General features: G+C 61.4%; 15 protein-coding genes. 13 read left to right on the plus strand and 2 right to left on the minus strand.

What is annotated here, in order from left to right; genetic code table 11:
• Nucleotides 1–102: 102 nt before the first annotated feature.
• Nucleotides 103–558 carry an REP-associated tyrosine transposase gene (locus ACLCGK_RS06250; RefSeq protein ID WP_410951514.1) on the minus strand — a complete coding sequence of 152 codons (456 nt, stop codon included), beginning with the start codon at nt 556–558 and terminating at the stop codon, nt 103–105.
• 505 nt (nt 559–1,063) lie between these two features.
• On the opposite strand from ACLCGK_RS06250, the gene ACLCGK_RS06255 reads away from it, so the two are divergent.
• Nucleotides 1,064–1,342: a DUF3077 domain-containing protein gene (locus tag ACLCGK_RS06255; protein WP_025341033.1), complete on the plus strand. Its 279-nt coding sequence runs from the start codon at nt 1,064–1,066 to the stop codon at nt 1,340–1,342.
• 135 nt (nt 1,343–1,477) lie between these two features.
• Here the strand turns inward: ACLCGK_RS06255 and ACLCGK_RS06260 are convergent, their stop codons facing one another.
• Complete coding sequence (locus ACLCGK_RS06260) at nt 1,478–2,404, minus strand: RHS repeat-associated core domain-containing protein (protein ID WP_410951515.1); 927 nt, start codon at nt 2,402–2,404, stop codon at nt 1,478–1,480.
• A 283-nt stretch (nt 2,405–2,687) separates the two neighbouring features.
• On the opposite strand from ACLCGK_RS06260, the gene ACLCGK_RS06265 reads away from it, so the two are divergent.
• The 12 genes from ACLCGK_RS06265 to ACLCGK_RS06320 all read left to right on the plus strand — a co-directional run bounded on the left by ACLCGK_RS06265 (nt 2,688) and on the right by ACLCGK_RS06320 (nt 15,972).
• Nucleotides 2,688–3,776, plus strand: a complete 1,089-nt coding sequence (locus tag ACLCGK_RS06265) for an efflux RND transporter periplasmic adaptor subunit (RefSeq protein WP_024087886.1) — start codon at nt 2,688–2,690, stop codon at nt 3,774–3,776.
• Nucleotides 3,773–4,840 (plus strand): efflux RND transporter periplasmic adaptor subunit, encoded by a 1,068-nt coding sequence (locus tag ACLCGK_RS06270; RefSeq protein WP_025341031.1) that lies wholly within the window; start codon nt 3,773–3,775, stop codon nt 4,838–4,840. The genes ACLCGK_RS06265 and ACLCGK_RS06270 overlap by 4 nt, the downstream gene beginning before the upstream one ends.
• Nucleotides 4,837–7,902 carry an efflux RND transporter permease subunit gene (locus ACLCGK_RS06275; RefSeq protein WP_410951516.1) on the plus strand — a complete coding sequence of 1,022 codons (3,066 nt, stop codon included), beginning with the start codon at nt 4,837–4,839 and terminating at the stop codon, nt 7,900–7,902. Before ACLCGK_RS06270 ends, ACLCGK_RS06275 begins: the two co-directional genes overlap by 4 nt.
• Before the next feature lie 298 nt (nt 7,903–8,200).
• On the plus strand, nt 8,201–8,383 hold the full coding sequence (oscA, locus tag ACLCGK_RS06280; RefSeq protein ID WP_003258557.1) for a sulfur starvation response protein OscA: 183 nt from the start codon (nt 8,201–8,203) through the stop codon (nt 8,381–8,383).
• A 49-nt stretch (nt 8,384–8,432) separates the two neighbouring features.
• Nucleotides 8,433–9,440 (plus strand): sulfate ABC transporter substrate-binding protein, encoded by a 1,008-nt coding sequence (locus ACLCGK_RS06285; RefSeq protein ID WP_410951517.1) that lies wholly within the window; start codon nt 8,433–8,435, stop codon nt 9,438–9,440.
• A gap of 184 nt (nt 9,441–9,624) precedes the next feature.
• The gene (gene cysT, locus ACLCGK_RS06290) at nt 9,625–10,443 is read left to right on the plus strand and encodes a sulfate ABC transporter permease subunit CysT (protein WP_013974695.1); all 819 of its coding nucleotides are present in this window, start codon (nt 9,625–9,627) and stop codon (nt 10,441–10,443) included.
• Nucleotides 10,444–10,454: 11 nt separating this feature from the next.
• On the plus strand, nt 10,455–11,327 hold the full coding sequence (gene cysW / locus ACLCGK_RS06295) for a sulfate ABC transporter permease subunit CysW (RefSeq protein ID WP_410951518.1): 873 nt from the start codon (nt 10,455–10,457) through the stop codon (nt 11,325–11,327).
• A 3-nt stretch (nt 11,328–11,330) separates the two neighbouring features.
• Nucleotides 11,331–12,320: a sulfate/molybdate ABC transporter ATP-binding protein gene (locus ACLCGK_RS06300; protein WP_013974693.1), complete on the plus strand. Its 990-nt coding sequence runs from the start codon at nt 11,331–11,333 to the stop codon at nt 12,318–12,320.
• A gap of 387 nt (nt 12,321–12,707) precedes the next feature.
• Nucleotides 12,708–13,499, plus strand: coding sequence for an energy transducer TonB (locus ACLCGK_RS06305; RefSeq protein ID WP_410951519.1), 792 nt, complete (start codon nt 12,708–12,710; stop codon nt 13,497–13,499).
• Between the two features lie 30 nt (nt 13,500–13,529).
• The gene (locus ACLCGK_RS06310; RefSeq protein ID WP_085721355.1) at nt 13,530–14,249 is read left to right on the plus strand and encodes a MotA/TolQ/ExbB proton channel family protein; all 720 of its coding nucleotides are present in this window, start codon (nt 13,530–13,532) and stop codon (nt 14,247–14,249) included.
• Between the two features lies 1 nt (nt 14,250).
• Complete coding sequence (locus ACLCGK_RS06315; protein WP_410951520.1) at nt 14,251–14,652, plus strand: ExbD/TolR family protein; 402 nt, start codon at nt 14,251–14,253, stop codon at nt 14,650–14,652.
• 369 nt (nt 14,653–15,021) lie between these two features.
• The gene (locus tag ACLCGK_RS06320) at nt 15,022–15,972 is read left to right on the plus strand and encodes an IS110 family transposase (RefSeq protein ID WP_075047071.1); all 951 of its coding nucleotides are present in this window, start codon (nt 15,022–15,024) and stop codon (nt 15,970–15,972) included.
• Nucleotides 15,973–16,125: the final 153 nt, after the last annotated feature.

Genomic DNA, 16,125 nt, shown 5'->3' on the forward strand with positions numbered 1-16,125 from the left:
GCCCTTTCGCGGGCTCGCCCGCTCCCACAGGGATCACCACAAGCCTGAAGGCTGTGATGTCCTTGTGGGAGCGGGCAAGCCCGCGAAGGCCCCAACGCCGACTCAAAGCCATACCGCATCCCAGTGTGGATAGTCCCTGACACTCCTGACCAATCCTGCTCTCAAAGGATTGGCAACAATGTACCGGGCTGTATGCACCACACACTCTTCCCGCCGCAGCGCATGGTCATGGTAACCGGGTTGCCAGATCGGTTTGTGCCTGACACCTGCCTTGCGTAACGCAATGGCTGTGCGTGATTTGAACTTGCGCATCAACGTTCCCAATGCCACCTCCTTCAGCTCGACCAGCCAATGCAGGTGGTCCGGCATCACTACCCAGGCCAGGGAATGGCAATCCTGAATGTCATTTGAAACCCGCAGATGTTTGACCACCAGGCGAGCATTGTCGAAGTCATGGAACAGTGGTTTTCGTTGGTGCGTGATGGTGGTCAGCAGGTAGAGCCTGCCTGGCTCGGAGTAGCGCCCACGACGCAGTCGGTGGGATTCAGCTAGTGGCATTGTGATCTTCCTTGAAATTGAATCTCCTTTTGAAAGGTAGTGGCTGAAGCGGGGGTTACCGGGTGGCTGATGGTTTCTGAATATGGCAGAAGCTTGTGCATTGCTGTGCCGGCCTCTTCGCGGGCGCGCCCGCTCCCACAGGTACAGCGCTGGCTTGGGGCTGGCGACTTTCCTGTGGGAGCGGGCATGCCCGCGAAGAGGCCCTGAAGGTGTACGACTTTTCATCAACTCAAACCAAAGGCTTCAGTTGGATCGGCTTGGGAATTATCCTACGAGCCGTGTGGAAGCTGCTCTGTTGTAGGGGAAATGCCCCAGGGATAACGTCCTTGGGACTGGGTGTGAGAACCCAACGATATAGTGCTTTCGTCATGGCAGCCGTGCGCGGGCAGACTTACGTCTGGCTGCGTTCCTATATCCGCGGTTTCTCACCTCGCGTACGGTTGCCGCCCTGATCCGTGAGAAAGATGAAGGTGGCAACTCCTTGTCCAGATATAGGAGATCCACCATGACCAATTCTGCTCCAGGCACTCCCCATCCATCACACAGCAGCACCGTCGGTAAAGAAACCTGCATGGACCTTTTCCGCGTCCAGGCCAATATCCCCTTCAACCATGCCTTCTCCGAACTCTCCGTCATGCTCGGGTGCATCAATCACCTGACGACCGAAGCCGAGATGGAAAATGACCGGCTGGCCGGTAGTGCCGCGAGAATTCTCAGTGGCTTTGCCAAAGCACTGATCGATGACATCGAACTGGGACTGAACAAGGCTTCAGTTCAGCTCTGACCTGTACTGGCCCTTTCGCGGGCACGCCCGTTCCCACAGGTACAGCGCAGGCTTGAGGCTGGCGACCATCCTGTGGGAGCGGGCGTGCCCGCGAAGAGGCCCACGCAGGCGCTGGAAATGCCTAATAAATTCCCGTCAGTTCTTTAAATTACGAATCGTTTTTGCGCCAGCAGGGAGCCCTGTCGTTGGTGCGCCCGGTGCTGGATGTCTATTCGCTGGTGTGTCCGCTCTTACACCAGGCTGGATCCTTGCTCGGGGGATAAAGTACGTTTGTGGAGCCATGTAAAGCCCAATGGGTTCGAAACCCTCGTTGTTGTCCTCGGGCGGACCGGAATTTAGGCTTCTCGCGGCGCTTCGGTAATTATTGTTTTGAGGAGTCCCGGGCGGTTGAGCAGTATTCCCTCTGACCACGGGGGCACCCCGCGATGGTCCTAGAGAGATGCGCTTACCCTGGTAATAGGTACCCGCCACAAGCGCGACGGTTCCAAGTATCCCAGATACGGCCTGTAGAGCACTTCGGGCTTTAGGATCTTTTACAATAAAACTTGCAATGAGTGTTCCAATGCTGGCTAATCCTGTCGTAGCCGTAATAAGTAATGAGAAAGAAAAGTGCCCGGTGGGGTCAACGTTGTTCACCGGGTCCCCTACACAATACGCGTAGGCGTTCAACCCACCTTCCTCAAACGGGCTTTCATCATCGGGGCTGCACAACCTCTGCAGCACGGGACTATACTGACGATAGCCATTACCCAGCGAGTAACAGTCTGTTACTTCGTCCAGCTGCTCGCCATTGAATCCCAAAGGCATATTAGAATCGGCAGAGGCCGGGCGTTGGCCATACGGGGTATAACGGTACTGCGTTCTACCAGCCTGTTCGAACGCACTCATCACTGTGTTGCTGCTGTTCACTGCGAAGAGTAAAAGCGGTGTATCTGCACCTGCCGTGCGTTGTGCCAAGAGGTTCCCCTCATGGTGAAAATACGAGCGTGTTACAGACCCGCAGATTTCGGTGGTACATCTGTTGTTCTGGTAAAAACGGAGTGAAGTTTCGCGCGCGTCCATATGGCTTCTCAGTTTCAGACCTTGACAGAAATTGCCCAGGCGTAGCTGACGTTGTCGGTTCGACCACAGTCATCTCACTATGTAACGGTCGCGTGCTTCCAGCTACTGGCATAAATGCTAGTTTTTTGGTGGACCGTCTGACCTGTGCGGCCGATTCGCGGACCCGCCCGCCCCACAGGCGCTGAAAATGCTGAGCTGATCCCCGTCAGTGATGTTTATCGAACCCTGATCTACGCTAACAGTCGCATCCCACGAATCATTTGCGCGCAAGCAAGGAGCCTGCATGACGTTGATACGTCCGCTGTTGGTCGTCTGCCTGGGGCTCGTGTCCCTGCTGTCGGGCTGTAGTAAGGAAGAAACCACCGAAACACTGCCACGCGTAGGCGTGCAACAGGTATCACCCACCGATTTCGCTGCCAGGGTCACCCTGACTGGCGATGTGCAGGCGCGGGTGCAGACCGACCTGTCGTTCCGTGTGGGCGGCAAGATCATTTCGCGCAGTGTCGATGTCGGCGACCACGTAAAGGCCAACCAGGTGTTGGCGCGGCTGGACCCGAAAGACCTGCAGAACAATGTCGACTCGGCCAAGGCCGAGGTGTTCGCCGCGCAGGCGCGGGTCACCCAGACCAGCGCTGCGTTCGTGCGCCAGCAAAAGCTGTTGCCCAAGGGCTACACCAGCCAGAGCGAATACGATTCCGCCGAAGCCGCGCTGCGCAGCAACCAGAGCGCGCTCAAGGCCGCGCAGGCGCAATTGGCCAATGCCAACGAACAACTGAGCTATACCGCGCTGGTCTCCGAGGCCGATGGGGTCATCACCGAGCGCCAGGCCGAGGTTGGCCAGGTGGTGCAGGCGACCATGCCGATCTTCAGCCTGGCCACCGATGGCGACCGTGATGCCGTGTTCAATGTCTACGAATCGCTGCTGGTGGCTCCGCCAAGCGACGCCGGCGTGATCGTCAGCCTGCTGGACGACCCCAAGGTCCAGGCCCGTGGCTTCGTGCGCGAAATCACCCCCACGGTGTCCGCGCAAAGCGGCACGGTACAGGTCAAGGTCGGGCTGAGGGATGTGCCGCCAGGGATGCAACTGGGTGCACCGGTGACGGCCACCACCAATGCCCAGGGCCGACCAAGTATCGAGCTGCCATGGTCGGCACTGACCAAGGCCCTGCATGAGCCTGCCGTCTGGGTAGTGGGCGAGGGTGACAAGGTAGAGCTGCGCAAGGTCGAGGTCAGCCGTTACCTCACCGGCAGGATCGTGGTCGCCAGTGGCCTGAAAGGCGGCGAGACCGTGGTGGTCAATGGCGGGCAGTTGCTGCACCCCGGCATGCAGGTACTGAAGATCGATGCCAAGGCCAAAGGGGGTGAGCTATGAAGCGCCTGCTGCTGATGCTGTCGGCCGGCGTGCTGTTGGCCGGCTGCAGTAGCGAGGATGAAGTGCCGGAGCCGATTCGGCCGGTGCTGTCGGTCAAGGTCGAACCCCAGGTGCAGTCGCAGCTCGGCCGTTTCGCCGGCAGTATCCAGGCACGTTTCGAAAGCACCTTGGGCTTCCGGGTTTCTGGGCGTATTGCCCGGCGCTGGCTGGATGTGGGCGCCCAGGTGAAACCGGGCGACACCCTGGCCACCCTCGACCCGACCGACCAGCAGAACCAGCTTCGTGCCGCCGAGGGCGACCTGGCCAAGGTGCAGGCGCAGTGGATCAACGCCCAGGCCGATGCCCGCCGCCAGCAACAGCTGTATGACCGTGGCGTAGGCGCCCAGGCCCAGCTCGATATCGCCCAAACCAACCTGAAAACCACCAGCGCGGCGTTGGAGCAGGCGCGCTCTGCGCTCAGCCAGGCGCGTGACCAGCTCGACTACAGTACCTTGCGAACCGACCACGCCGCGGTAATCACTGCCTGGCAGGCCGAAGCCGGGCAAACCGTCACCGCCGGCCAGGCCGTGGTAACCCTGGCCAGGCCGGATGTGAAGGAAGCAGTGATTGATCTGCCGATCGGCCTGGCCGAGCAGTTGAGCAAAGGCCTGACCTTCACCGTTGCTTCGCAGCTGGACCCGACCATAAACACCACCGCCAGCCTGCGGGAACTGGAACCCCAGGCCGACGCCACCACTCGCACCCGCCGCGCGCGCCTGACCCTGGCCAGCACCCCGGCGGCCTTCCACCTGGGCACCGCCATCAGCGTGACCCTGAGTTCGGAGGTGTCGCCGCGCAGCGAACTGCCCTTGAGTGCCTTGCTCGAGCGCGACGGCAAGACCCAGGTATGGGTGATCGATACGCAGCAGAAGACTGTGGCCACTCGTGATGTGGCCCTGATCGGCCGCACCGCCGACAGCGTCGTCCTGAGCTCGGGCGTACAACCCGGCGAGCGGGTGGTGACTGCGGGCGTGAACAGCCTCAAGCCTGGCCAGAAGGTCACCTTCGACGAGGATGCGCAATGAAAGGAAGCTTCAACCTGTCCGACTGGGCGCTCAAGCATCAATCGTTCGTCTGGTACCTGATGTTCGTCGGCCTGCTGATGGGGATCTTTTCCTACTTCAACCTGGGCCGTGAGGAAGACCCGTCGTTCACCATCAAGACCATGGTCATCCAGACCCGCTGGCCCGGCGCGACCCAGGACGAAACCCTGTACCAGGTCACCGACCGTATCGAGAAGAAGCTCGAGGAGCTCGACTCCCTCGACTACACCAAAAGCTACACCCGCCCTGGCGAATCCACGGTCTACGTGTACCTGCGCGACACCACCAAGGCCAAGGACATCCCGGAAATCTGGTACCAGGTACGCAAGAAGATCCAGGACATTCGCGGTGAATTCCCTGCGGGCATCCAGGGGCCCGGGTTCAACGATGAATTCGGCGATGTGTTCGGTTCGATCTACGCCTTCACCGCCGACGGCCTGACCCTGCGCCAGTTGCGCGATTATGTGGAACAGGCGCGGGCCGAAGTGCGCGATGTGCCCAACATCGGCAAGATCGAGCTGATCGGCACCCAGGACGAAGTGCTTTACCTGAACTTCTCCACCCGCAAGCTGGCAGCCCTGGGCATCGATCAGCGCCAGGTGATGCAGGCCCTGCAATCGCAAAACGCCGTGACCCCTGCCGGTGTGATCGAGGCCGGGCCGGAACGTATCTCGGTGCGTACCTCCGGGCAGTTCACCTCGGAAAAAGACCTGCAAACCGTCAACCTGAAGATCAACGACCGCTTCTTCCGCCTGGCCGACATCGCCGATATCGAGCGCGGCTACGTCGACCCCCCTTCGCCAATGTTCCGCTACAACGGCCAGACGGCGTTGGGCCTGGCCATCGGCATGAAGGCCGGCGGCAATATCCAGGTGTTCGGCGCGGCGCTTAAAAAGCGCATGGACCAAGTGGTCGAAGACCTGCCGGTAGGCGTCGGGGTACACACTGTTTCCGACCAGGCCGTGGTGGTCAAGCAAGCGGTCGGCGGCTTCACCAGTGCGCTGTTCGAGGCGGTGGTGATCGTGCTGGCGGTGAGCTTCGTCAGCCTCGGCGTGCGTGCTGGGCTGGTGGTGGCCTGCTCGATCCCGCTGGTGCTGGCCATGGTGTTCGTGTTCATGGAATACAGCGGCATCACCATGCAGCGGATTTCGCTGGGGGCGCTGATCATCGCCCTGGGCCTGCTGGTGGACGATGCGATGATCACCGTGGAGGTGATGGTCACACGGCTGGAAATGGGCGAAAGCAAGGAGCAGGCGGCGACTTTTGCCTATACCTCCACAGCCTTCCCCATGCTTACCGGCACCTTGGTGACGGTGGCCGGCTTCGTGCCGATCGGCCTCAACGCCAGTTCGGCGGGCGAGTACACCTATACGCTGTTTGCGGTAATTGCCGTGGCGCTGATGGTGTCGTGGGTGGTCGCGGTGTTCTTCGCCCCGGTGCTTGGCGTGCACATCCTCAGCAGCACCAAGCTCAAGCCCCATGAAGCCGAGCCGGGCCGTGTCGGCCGAGTCTTCGAGCATGGTTTGTTGTGGTGCATGCGCAACCGCTGGCTGACCATCATCGGCACCGTGCTGCTGTTCGCCCTGGCGATCTTCTGCGAGCGCTTCGTGCAGAACCAGTTCTTCCCGTCCTCGGACCGCCCGGAAATCCTCGTCGACCTCAACCTGCCGCAGAACGCCTCGATCGAGGAGACGCGCAAGGTGGTCGACCGCTTCGAGGCACGGATCAAGGACGACCCGGACCTGGTGCGCTGGAGTACCTACATCGGCCAGGGCGCGATCCGCTTCTACCTGCCCCTCGACCAGCAGTTGCAGAACCCGTACTACGCGCAGCTGGTGATCGTCAGCAAGGGCTTCGAAGAGCGCCAGGCCATGATGGACCGCCTGCAGAAGATCCTGCATGAAGAGTTCGTCGGCGTCGGCACCAACGTGCAATCGCTGGAAATGGGCCCACCGGTGGGCCGGCCGATCCAGTATCGGGTCAGCGGCGCCAATATCGACCAGGTACGCAAGCACGCCATCGAGCTGGCCACCTTGCTCGACCAGAACGAGCACATCGGCGAGATGATCTACGACTGGAACGAGCCGGGTAAGGTGCTGCGCGTGGAAATCGCCCAGGACAAGGCGCGCCAGCTGGGCCTGTCGTCGGAGGACGTGGCCAATGTGATGAACAGCATCGTCAGCGGCGTGCAGATCACCCAGGTCAACGACAACATCTACCTGGTCGACGTGGTCGCCCGTGCCGAGGACAGCGAGCGTGGCTCGCCCGATACCCTGCAGAACCTGCAGATCCTGACGCCCAACGGCACCTCGATCCCGCTGCTGGCGTTTGCCACCGTGCGCTACGAGCTGGAGCAGCCGCTGGTGTGGCGCCGTGACCGCAAGCCGACCATCACCATCAAGGCATCGGTCAACGGCGATATCCAGCCCACCGACCTGGTGGCCCAGCTGAAGCCGAAGATCGACGAGTTCGCCAGCAAGTTGCCGGTGGGCTTCGAAGTGGCCACCGGCGGTACGGTGGAGGAGAGCGCCAAGGCGCAGGGGCCGATCCGCAAGGTCATCCCGCTGATGCTGTTCCTGATGGCGACGTTCCTGATGATCCAGCTGCACAGCGTGCAGAAGCTGTTCCTGGTGGTCAGCGTGGCGCCGCTGGGGTTGATTGGCGTGATCATTGCGCTGGTGCCCACAGGTACGCCCATGGGCTTCGTGGCGATTCTCGGCATTCTCGCGCTGGCGGGCATCATCATTCGTAACTCGGTGATCCTGGTGACCCAGATCGACGAGTTCGAAGCCCAGGGCTTGTCGCCGTGGGATGCGGTGGTGGAGGCAACCAACCACCGGCGCCGGCCGATTCTGCTGACCGCGGCGGCGGCGAGCCTGGGCATGATCCCGATTGCCCGCGAAGTGTTCTGGGGGCCGATGGCCTACGCCATGATTGGCGGGATCATCGTGGCGACCCTGCTGACGCTGCTGTTCCTGCCGGCCTTGTATGTGGCCTGGTACAAGATCCGCGAGCCTGAAAACAGTACTAGAACCCAACACTGAACCCTGTTGAAACAGCTGTCTTGTTCAATATCCAAATGCTTGTGCAGTCCTTGTGGGAGCGGGCGTGCCCGCGAACACCGGCGAAGCCGGTGCCATCCATCGCGTTGGATTCTTCGCGGGCATGCCCGCTCCCACAGAGGCGCCTTCTCGCCTGCAAGATCATCGCTAATTTTTAGTTATATAAAGATTCTTAAACGGTATTTTTAAGAATAACCCCGCCTCACTACTATTGCCCTCAAGCCAGGCGCAAATCCCCTTCAAACCTCAGCCCGGCACCCTCACTCCAAGGAGAACGAGCATGAGTGCATCTCTGCGTAGCATCGACGGTCAGGACGAAGCCACCATTCTGCGGGAAATCCAGAGCGCTCTGCGCGACCTGCGATTCGGTGCGGTGGAGATCACCGTGCACAACGCTCAGGTCGTACAGATCGAGCGCAAGGAGAAGTTCCGCCTGCAGCAGCCCGGCAACAAGACCGGCTGATCGCACCACACATTCAAAAACTAGAAAAATGCCAATCGGGAGCTTCACCATGTCCATCCGCCGTTATGCGCTTGCCGCCTTGGCCAGTGCTGTTTTTGCCGGTTCCGCCATCGCCAAGGACTACGAACTGTTGAACGTGTCCTACGACCCGACCCGCGAGCTGTACCAGCAGTACAACGCCGAGTTCATCAAGCACTGGCAGCAGGCCCACCCGGGCGACAAGGTGAAGATCCAGCAATCCCACGGCGGTTCGGGCAAGCAGGCCCGTGCAGTGATTGACGGCCTGCGTGCCGACGTGGTGACCCTGGCCCTGGCCGGCGACATCGATGAAGTCGCCAAGCTCGGCAAGACCCTGCCAGACAACTGGCAGACCCGCCTGCCGGATGCCAGCACCCCGTACACCTCGACCATCGTGTTCCTGGTGCGCAAGGGCAACCCGAAAGGCATCAAGGACTGGGGCGACCTGATCAAGAAGGATGTGTCGGTCATCACCCCCAACCCGAAAACCTCCGGCGGCGCCCGCTGGAACTTCCTGGCGGCCTGGGCCTATGGCCTGAAGGCCGGCGGTAGCGAAGAAAAGGCCAAGGAGTACGTGCAGGAGCTGTTCAAGCACGTCCCGGTGCTGGATACCGGCGCCCGTGGCTCGACCATCACCTTCGTCAATAACGGCCAGGGCGATGTGCTGTTGGCCTGGGAAAACGAAGCCTTCCTGGCGCTGAAGGAAGACGGAGGTGCCGACAAGTTCGAGATCATCGTGCCTTCGCTGTCGATCCTCGCCGAACCGCCGGTGGCGGTGGTGGACAAGAACGCCGAGAAGAAGGGCAATAGCGAGATTGCCACCGAATACCTCAAGCACCTGTACAGCCCGGCCGGGCAGAAGATCGCAGCCGAGAACTTCTACCGCCCGCGTGACGAGAAGGTCGCTGCCGAGTTTGGCAAGCAGTTCCCGAAACTGGACCTGGTAACCATCGACAAGGACTTTGGTGGCTGGAAGACTGCACAACCGAAATTCTTCAATGATGGCGGTGTGTTCGACCAGATCTATCAGGCACAGTAAGGGCCAAGGAAAAGCGGGGCCGCCATGCGGCCCATCGCGACACAAGGCCGCTCCTACAGAGGTACGCGCACCCCTGTAGGAGCGGCCTTGCGTCGCGATGGGCTGCAAAGCAGCCCCAGGATTTCAGAAGCTAGCACCAGCCCGGGATCGTTCCCGGGCCAAGTGCGTTCAACCAGGGATATTTATGTCACGCCGCATTTCCCCCGTCATACCCGGCTTCGGGCTGACGCTGGGCTACACCTTGGTGTACCTCAGCCTGATCGTGCTGATACCGCTGGCCGCCATGTTCGTGCATGCCGCGCAGCTTACCTGGGAGCAGTTCTGGAACATTATCAGTGCACCGCGGGTGATCGCCGCGCTCAAGCTGAGTTTCGGCACCGCCCTGTTCGCCGCCATCATCAACGGAGTGATCGGCACCCTGCTGGCCTGGGTGCTGGTGCGCTACACCTTCCCCGGGCGCAAGATCATCGATGCGATGATCGACCTGCCGTTCGCCCTGCCCACGGCTGTAGCCGGTATCGCCCTGACCGCCCTGTACGCACCCTCGGGCTGGGTCGGCCAGTTCGCCACCGACCTGGGCTTCAAGATCGCCTACACCCCACTGGGCATCACCCTGGCGCTGACCTTCGTCACCCTGCCGTTCGTGGTGCGTACGGTGCAGCCGGTGCTGGCCGACATTCCGCGTGAAGTGGAGGAGGCCGCTGCCTGCCTGGGCGCCAAGCCGCTGCAGGTGTTCCGCCATGTGCTGGCGCCAGCGCTGCTGCCTGCCTGGCTGACAGGCTTTGCCCTGGCCTTCGCCCGTGGCGTGGGCGAGTATGGTTCGGTGATCTTCATTGCCGGCAACATGCCGATGAAGACCGAAATCCTGCCGCTGCTGATCATGGTCAAGCTCGACCAGTACGACTACACCGGCGCGACCGCCATCGGCGTGCTGATGCTGGTGGTTTCCTTCATCCTGCTGCTGCTGATCAACCTGCTGCAGCGCCGCATCGAAACCCCTTGAAGGAGGCCGGCATGTCCAGTTCATCCCTGAATGCAACCGCCGCCGCCAACGCTGCCCGCCGGGGCAGCGCCACTTCGCGGCGTATCCTGATCGGCCTTGGCTGGCTGGTGTTCGCGCTGTTCCTGCTGCTGCCACTGGTGATCGTGGTGTCGCAGGCGCTGAAGAACGGCTTTGGCACCTTCTTCGAGGCGATCTTCGAGCCTGACGCATTGTCGGCGCTGAAGCTGACCCTGTTCGCCGTGGCTATTTCGGTGCCGCTGAACCTGGTGTTCGGTGTCAGCGCCGCCTGGTGCGTGAGCAAGTACACCTTCCGTGGCAAGAGTATCCTGGTCACCCTGATCGATCTGCCGTTCTCGGTGTCGCCGGTGATCGCGGGCCTGGTCTACGTGCTGATGTTCGGCGCTCAAGGCCTGTTCGGGCCATGGCTGCAGGACCACGATATCCAGATCGTGTTCGCCCTGCCGGGCATCGTCCTGGCCACCATCTTCGTCACCGTACCGTTCGTGGCCCGTGAGCTTATCCCGCTGATGCAGGAGCAGGGCACGCAGGAAGAGGAGGCCGCGCGCTTGCTCGGCGCCAATGGCTGGCAGATGTTCTGGCACGTGACCCTGCCGAACATCAAATGGGGCCTGATCTACGGGGTGGTGCTGTGCACCGCGAGGGCCATGGGCGAGTTTGGCGCGGTGTCGGTGGTGTCCGGCCACATTCGCGGCGTGACCAACACCTTGCCGCTGCACGTGGAGATCCTCTACAACGAGTACAACCATGTCGCGGCCTTCAGCGTGGCCAGCCTGTTGCTGATCCTGGCGCTCTTCATCCTGCTGCTCAAGCAGTGGAGCGAGAACCGTATTAACCGCCTGCGCCACAGCGCCGCGGAGGAATGATTCATGTCGATCGAAGTTCGTAACGTCAGCAAGCGCTTCAACAGCTTCCAGGCCCTGGACAACATCAACCTGGACATCAACAGCGGCGAGCTGGTGGCCCTGCTCGGCCCTTCCGGCTGCGGCAAGACCACGTTGCTGCGCATCATCGCCGGCCTGGAAACCCCCGACCAGGGCAATATCGTGTTCCATGGCGAGGACGTGTCCGGCCATGACGTGCGCGACCGCAACGTCGGTTTCGTGTTCCAGCACTACGCGTTGTTCCGCCACATGAGTGTGTTCGACAACGTTGCCTTCGGCCTGCGCATGAAGCCCAAGGGCGAGCGCCCGAGCGAGAGCAAGATAGCCGAGAAGGTGCATGAACTGCTGAACATGGTGCAGCTGGACTGGCTGTCCGACCGCTACCCCGAGCAGTTGTCCGGTGGCCAGCGCCAGCGTATCGCCCTGGCCCGTGCGCTGGCGGTGGAACCCAAGGTGCTGCTGCTGGACGAGCCTTTCGGTGCGCTGGATGCCAAGGTGCGCAAGGAGCTGCGCCGCTGGCTGGCGCGCCTGCACGAGGACATCAACCTGACGTCGGTGTTCGTCACCCACGACCAGGAAGAAGCCATGGAGGTGGCTGACCGCATCGTGGTGATGAACAAGGGCGTGATCGAGCAGATCGGCTCGCCGGGCGAGGTGTACGAGCACCCGGCCAACGATTTCGTCTACCACTTCCTTGGTGACTCCAACCGCCTGGCCCTGAGCGAAGGACATCATGTGCTGTTCCGCCCCCACGAAGTGTCGCTGTCGCGGCACGAGACCGAAGGGCACCATGCGGCCGAGGTGCGGGATATCCGGCCGCTGGGCGCGACCACGCGGGTGACCTTGAAGGTGGAGGGGCAGAGCGAGCTGATCGAGGCCGAAGTGGTCAAGGACCATGACAGCCTGACCGGGTTGGCGCGGGGGGAGACATTGTTCTTCCGGCCGAAGGTTTGGCAGAAGGTGGCGGATATCTGAGTCGCCTTTGATAATGAAAAAGCCCGGGGTTGGTCCCGGGTTTTTTTATGCCTGATGGATTGCCGGGGCTGCTTTGCAGCCCATCGCCGGCAAGCCAGCTCCCACATTGACCGCGTAACACCGTTCCCTGTGGGAGCTGGCTTGCCGGCGATCGAGGGCGCAGCCCTCGCGGCAATCTCATGCCTTACGCGAATATTTCGCATGCCGGCAATGCATGATTGAAAACCCGCCCGGCCACAGCCCGCGAATTCCGCGGCTTTGCCACAATCCTTCAAAAAATATATTCAGTAAAGTTCTAACCATAATTTTAAACATTACTTTAAGTGATAACCCCCTGGCCCCGATGATTCAGCCACACACCTGAATCGAGTCCCAGGAGTTTGATCAATGGGTAATGTCCAGTCGGCCGTCAGGGCCTACGAGCAGCCATGGCGCCCGGCCCCGGGTGACCTGGTCGACCTTGGACGCACGCTTCGCCTCCCGCTTGGCCAGCTGCGCTTGCAACGCACGCCTGTCAGTGGGCTCAAGCGCCGCGACAAGCTGGTGCTGGGCCTGCTGGTGCTGGCCCTGCATGGCGCAGCAGCGTATTGGGTCAACCAGGCACCAACGCCCGAGCTGCCGGTGGTGCCACCGCAAGTACCGCCGATGACCATCGAGTTCGCCGCGCCAGCACCGCCTGTAGTCGAACCACCGCCACCAGCCCCGGCACCGCCGGTGGTCCAGTCGCCACCGCCGGCCGTGGTCGACGAACTGGCCGCCAAGCCCAAACCCAAGCCAAAGCCCGTGCCCAAGCCGGTGGTCAAGCAACAGCCCAAACCCCAGCCCAAGCCGGTCGAAGCGCCGCCGCCAGCGCCTGTGGCTGCCCCGGCACCGCCAGCGCCACCCGCGCCGGCCCCGGTCACCCCGGCATCGGCCAACGCGGCGTACCTGAAGAACCCGGCGCCGGAGTACCCGCAGATGGCCCAGCGCCGCGGTTGGGAAGGCACCGTGCTGCTGCGCGTCGAGGTGCTGCCCAGCGGCAAGCCCGGACAGATCCAGATCCAGAAGAGCAGCGGCCGTGATGCCCTCGACGCTGCCGCACTGGCCGCGGTCAAGCGCTGGAGTTTCGTGCCTGCCAAGCAGGGCGACGTGGCCCAGACCGGCTGGGTCAGCGTGCCGATTGATTTCAAGCTTCGCTAACTTTTTCGCAGAACACAGGAAGACATCATCATGAGCCTGCTGGCATCCCCCCTCCAATCCGTTGAAAGCGCAGTCATCTGGCTGCTGGTCGGTTTTTCTGTCGTCACCTGGGGCCTGGCCCTGGTCAAGGTCGTGCAGTTCGTGCGGCTGAAGAATCAGGACAAACGCTTCCACCAGCAATTCTGGGCCGCCTCGAGCCTGGACTCGGCTGCCGAGCCCAGCCACGACCTGCCAGGCCCTGCCGCCCGTGTTGCCCAGGCCGGTTATGCCGCCATCGCAGTCGGTGACAGCCAGGCCAATGACCTGAGCCACGCCATCAACCACCAGGACCGCCTGGAGCGCGCCCTGCGCCAGCAGATCGTGCGTGAGCGCCGTTCGCTGGAAACCGGCCTGGCGGTGGTCGCCAGTATTGGCAGTACCTCGCCCTTCATCGGCCTGTTCGGCACCGTCTGGGGCATCATGGAAGCGCTCAAGGGCATCAGCGCGGCTGGTTCCGCCAGCTTGGAAACCGTGGCCGGGCCGATTGGCGCGGCACTGGTGGCCACCGGTGTGGGTATCGCCGTCGCGGTGCCGGCGGTGCTGGTCTACAACTACTTCCTGCGCCGCCTCAAGCTCACCGCCGCTGACCTCGATGACTTCGCCCATGACTTCTACAGCCTGGCGCAGAAGAGTGCCTTCCGGGTGCTGGTGCACCCGGCCGTGCACAGGCCCCAGGCCGGTTTCACCCAACCGGTGAAGGAGGCGTCCTGACATGGCCTTTTCGACCCAGGACAGCGACGAAGTCCTCAGTGAAATCAACGTCACGCCGTTGGTGGACGTCATGCTGGTGCTGCTGGTGGTGTTCATCGTCACCGCGCCGCTGCTGACCAATGCCATCCCCATCAACCTGCCCAGGACCGAGGCCGTGGCCCCGGTGGAGCAGAAGGACCCGCTGGTGGTCAGCATCGATGGTGGCGGCAAGTTGTTCATCAACAAGGACCAGATCCAGCCCGACCTGCTGGAAAGCAGCCTCAAGGCCGCCAAGGACAAGGACGTGGACGTGCGCGTACAGCTGCAGGCCGATGACGGCGTGAACTACGGCGAAGTGGCGCGGGCCATGGCGGCTATCGAACGTGCGGGGATCAGCAAGCTGGCGGTGATTACCGCGCGCTGAACCCGTCAACTTTCTTCAGGCAAGTGCTTAGGGGCCATATCTCTTGGCAGGGGATGGCTCCTTTTTTTGCGTGATCCCTGTGGGAGCGGGCGTGCCCGCGAACACGGGCGAAGCCCGTGCCATCCACTGCGGTGCTTGCTTCGCGGGCATGCCCGCTTGTGTCTTGATGGGGGATTAGAATTTGGAGTGAGAGCGGTGAATGGCAAGCTGAATGCCGTAGGTGCCTTGAGCACGTGTGGGAGCAAAAGCTGCCATTCACCGTTCCACTTTGGCGAGAGCCCGAACAGTTGGATGCGGCTCTGATCTCGAATCACAAGCGTGGGCCAAGCCAAAGTCCTCTCACTGTTTTGAGTTTAGGAGGTTTTGGTGATGGCTTCCTTCTTGGGTATCGATGTTTCCAGTCTCTCCCTTGATGCTGCGGTGCGGCCACAGGGCATCAAAATGCATTTAAGCAATGATCCAACAGGGTTTGAGGCGCTACTGGAGAGCCTTCGCAAGCTCAGTATCAAACGCGTCCTGTTAGAGGCGACGGGTGGCTACGAGCGAGATGTCATGCGTTTTCTACAGGACGCTGGCTACAAGGTCATACGCGTCAATCCCAGGCGAGCCAGGTCATTCGCTGACTCTTTAGGCATCAAGGCCAAGACTGACGCCATCGACGCCGAGGTTCTGGCGCACTATGCCGAAGTCATTCCAGATCAACCCTCTCTACGAGTCAGCCCCGAACGAGCGCTTCTGCGAGAGTTGCTTCAGCAACGTGATCGGATGGTTCAACAGCGAGATGACGACCTGCGGCGCCTGAAGCAGGTGCAATCGACTGCAGTTGCTAACTACCTGAATGCCAACCTGAAACACTTCAAGGCGCAGATCAAACGGGTTGAGTGTGAGATCGAACAGCAAATCGCGATGCTGAACGACGAACGGGTTGCCCAGCTGATCAAAGTGAAAGGCATTGGGATGGTGACGGCGGGCAAACTAATAGCGCTGCTGCCGGAGCTAGGTCGGGTTGAATCCAGAGAAATTGCCTCCCTGGTTGGGGTGGCGCCCTTCAACCACGACAGCGGGAAATTCATGGGCAAGCGCTCTATCTCTGGCGGGCGATTTGCGGTCAGGCGATCGCTGTACATGGCATGCCTTGTGGCGATGAAATACAACCCAGCACTCAAGGCTCGTTATCAGTCACTGCGGGAGCGCGGAAAACTTCCCAAAGTCGCTATCGTGGCCTGCATGAGAACGTTCATCGTGCGGTTAAATGCCATGCTCAGAACGGGTACATCATGGCTCGATCTAGTGCTACCGCAGCCTGAAAGTACAACGTAAATCCAGAACGCAGCGTGAGCCGCGTGGAAGCGGGCTTGCCCGCGAAGCCAACACCGTGGTGGATGGCACGGGCTTCGCCCGTGTTCGCGGGCAAGCCCGCTCCCACAGGGATCGCGCCAGCTTTTTGAAATTGAGCAAGACAGTTGCTCCCAC

Source organism: Pseudomonas sp. S1(2024) (genome assembly GCF_046557535.1).

Excerpts from the sequence above, each read along its gene's own strand:
- ACLCGK_RS06275 (WP_410951516.1), top strand. The coding sequence starts at position 4,837 with ATGAAAGGAAGCTTCAACCTGTCCGACTGGGCGCTCAAGCATCAATCG.
- ACLCGK_RS06285 (WP_410951517.1), top strand. The coding sequence starts at position 8,433 with ATGTCCATCCGCCGTTATGCGCTTGCCGCCTTGGCCAGTGCTGTTTTT.
- ACLCGK_RS06270 (WP_025341031.1), top strand. The coding sequence starts at position 3,773 with ATGAAGCGCCTGCTGCTGATGCTGTCGGCCGGCGTGCTGTTGGCCGGC.
- ACLCGK_RS06260 (WP_410951515.1), bottom strand. The coding sequence starts at position 2,404 with ATGGACGCGCGCGAAACTTCACTCCGTTTTTACCAGAACAACAGATGT.
- oscA (WP_003258557.1), top strand. The coding sequence starts at position 8,201 with ATGAGTGCATCTCTGCGTAGCATCGACGGTCAGGACGAAGCCACCATT.
- cysT (WP_013974695.1), top strand. The coding sequence starts at position 9,625 with ATGTCACGCCGCATTTCCCCCGTCATACCCGGCTTCGGGCTGACGCTG.
- ACLCGK_RS06320 (WP_075047071.1), top strand. The coding sequence starts at position 15,022 with ATGGCTTCCTTCTTGGGTATCGATGTTTCCAGTCTCTCCCTTGATGCT.
- ACLCGK_RS06255 (WP_025341033.1), top strand. The coding sequence starts at position 1,064 with ATGACCAATTCTGCTCCAGGCACTCCCCATCCATCACACAGCAGCACC.
- cysW (WP_410951518.1), top strand. The coding sequence starts at position 10,455 with ATGTCCAGTTCATCCCTGAATGCAACCGCCGCCGCCAACGCTGCCCGC.
- ACLCGK_RS06305 (WP_410951519.1), top strand. The coding sequence starts at position 12,708 with ATGGGTAATGTCCAGTCGGCCGTCAGGGCCTACGAGCAGCCATGGCGC.
- ACLCGK_RS06300 (WP_013974693.1), top strand. The coding sequence starts at position 11,331 with ATGTCGATCGAAGTTCGTAACGTCAGCAAGCGCTTCAACAGCTTCCAG.
- ACLCGK_RS06250 (WP_410951514.1), bottom strand. The coding sequence starts at position 558 with ATGCCACTAGCTGAATCCCACCGACTGCGTCGTGGGCGCTACTCCGAG.
- ACLCGK_RS06265 (WP_024087886.1), top strand. The coding sequence starts at position 2,688 with ATGACGTTGATACGTCCGCTGTTGGTCGTCTGCCTGGGGCTCGTGTCC.
- ACLCGK_RS06315 (WP_410951520.1), top strand. The coding sequence starts at position 14,251 with ATGGCCTTTTCGACCCAGGACAGCGACGAAGTCCTCAGTGAAATCAAC.
- ACLCGK_RS06310 (WP_085721355.1), top strand. The coding sequence starts at position 13,530 with ATGAGCCTGCTGGCATCCCCCCTCCAATCCGTTGAAAGCGCAGTCATC.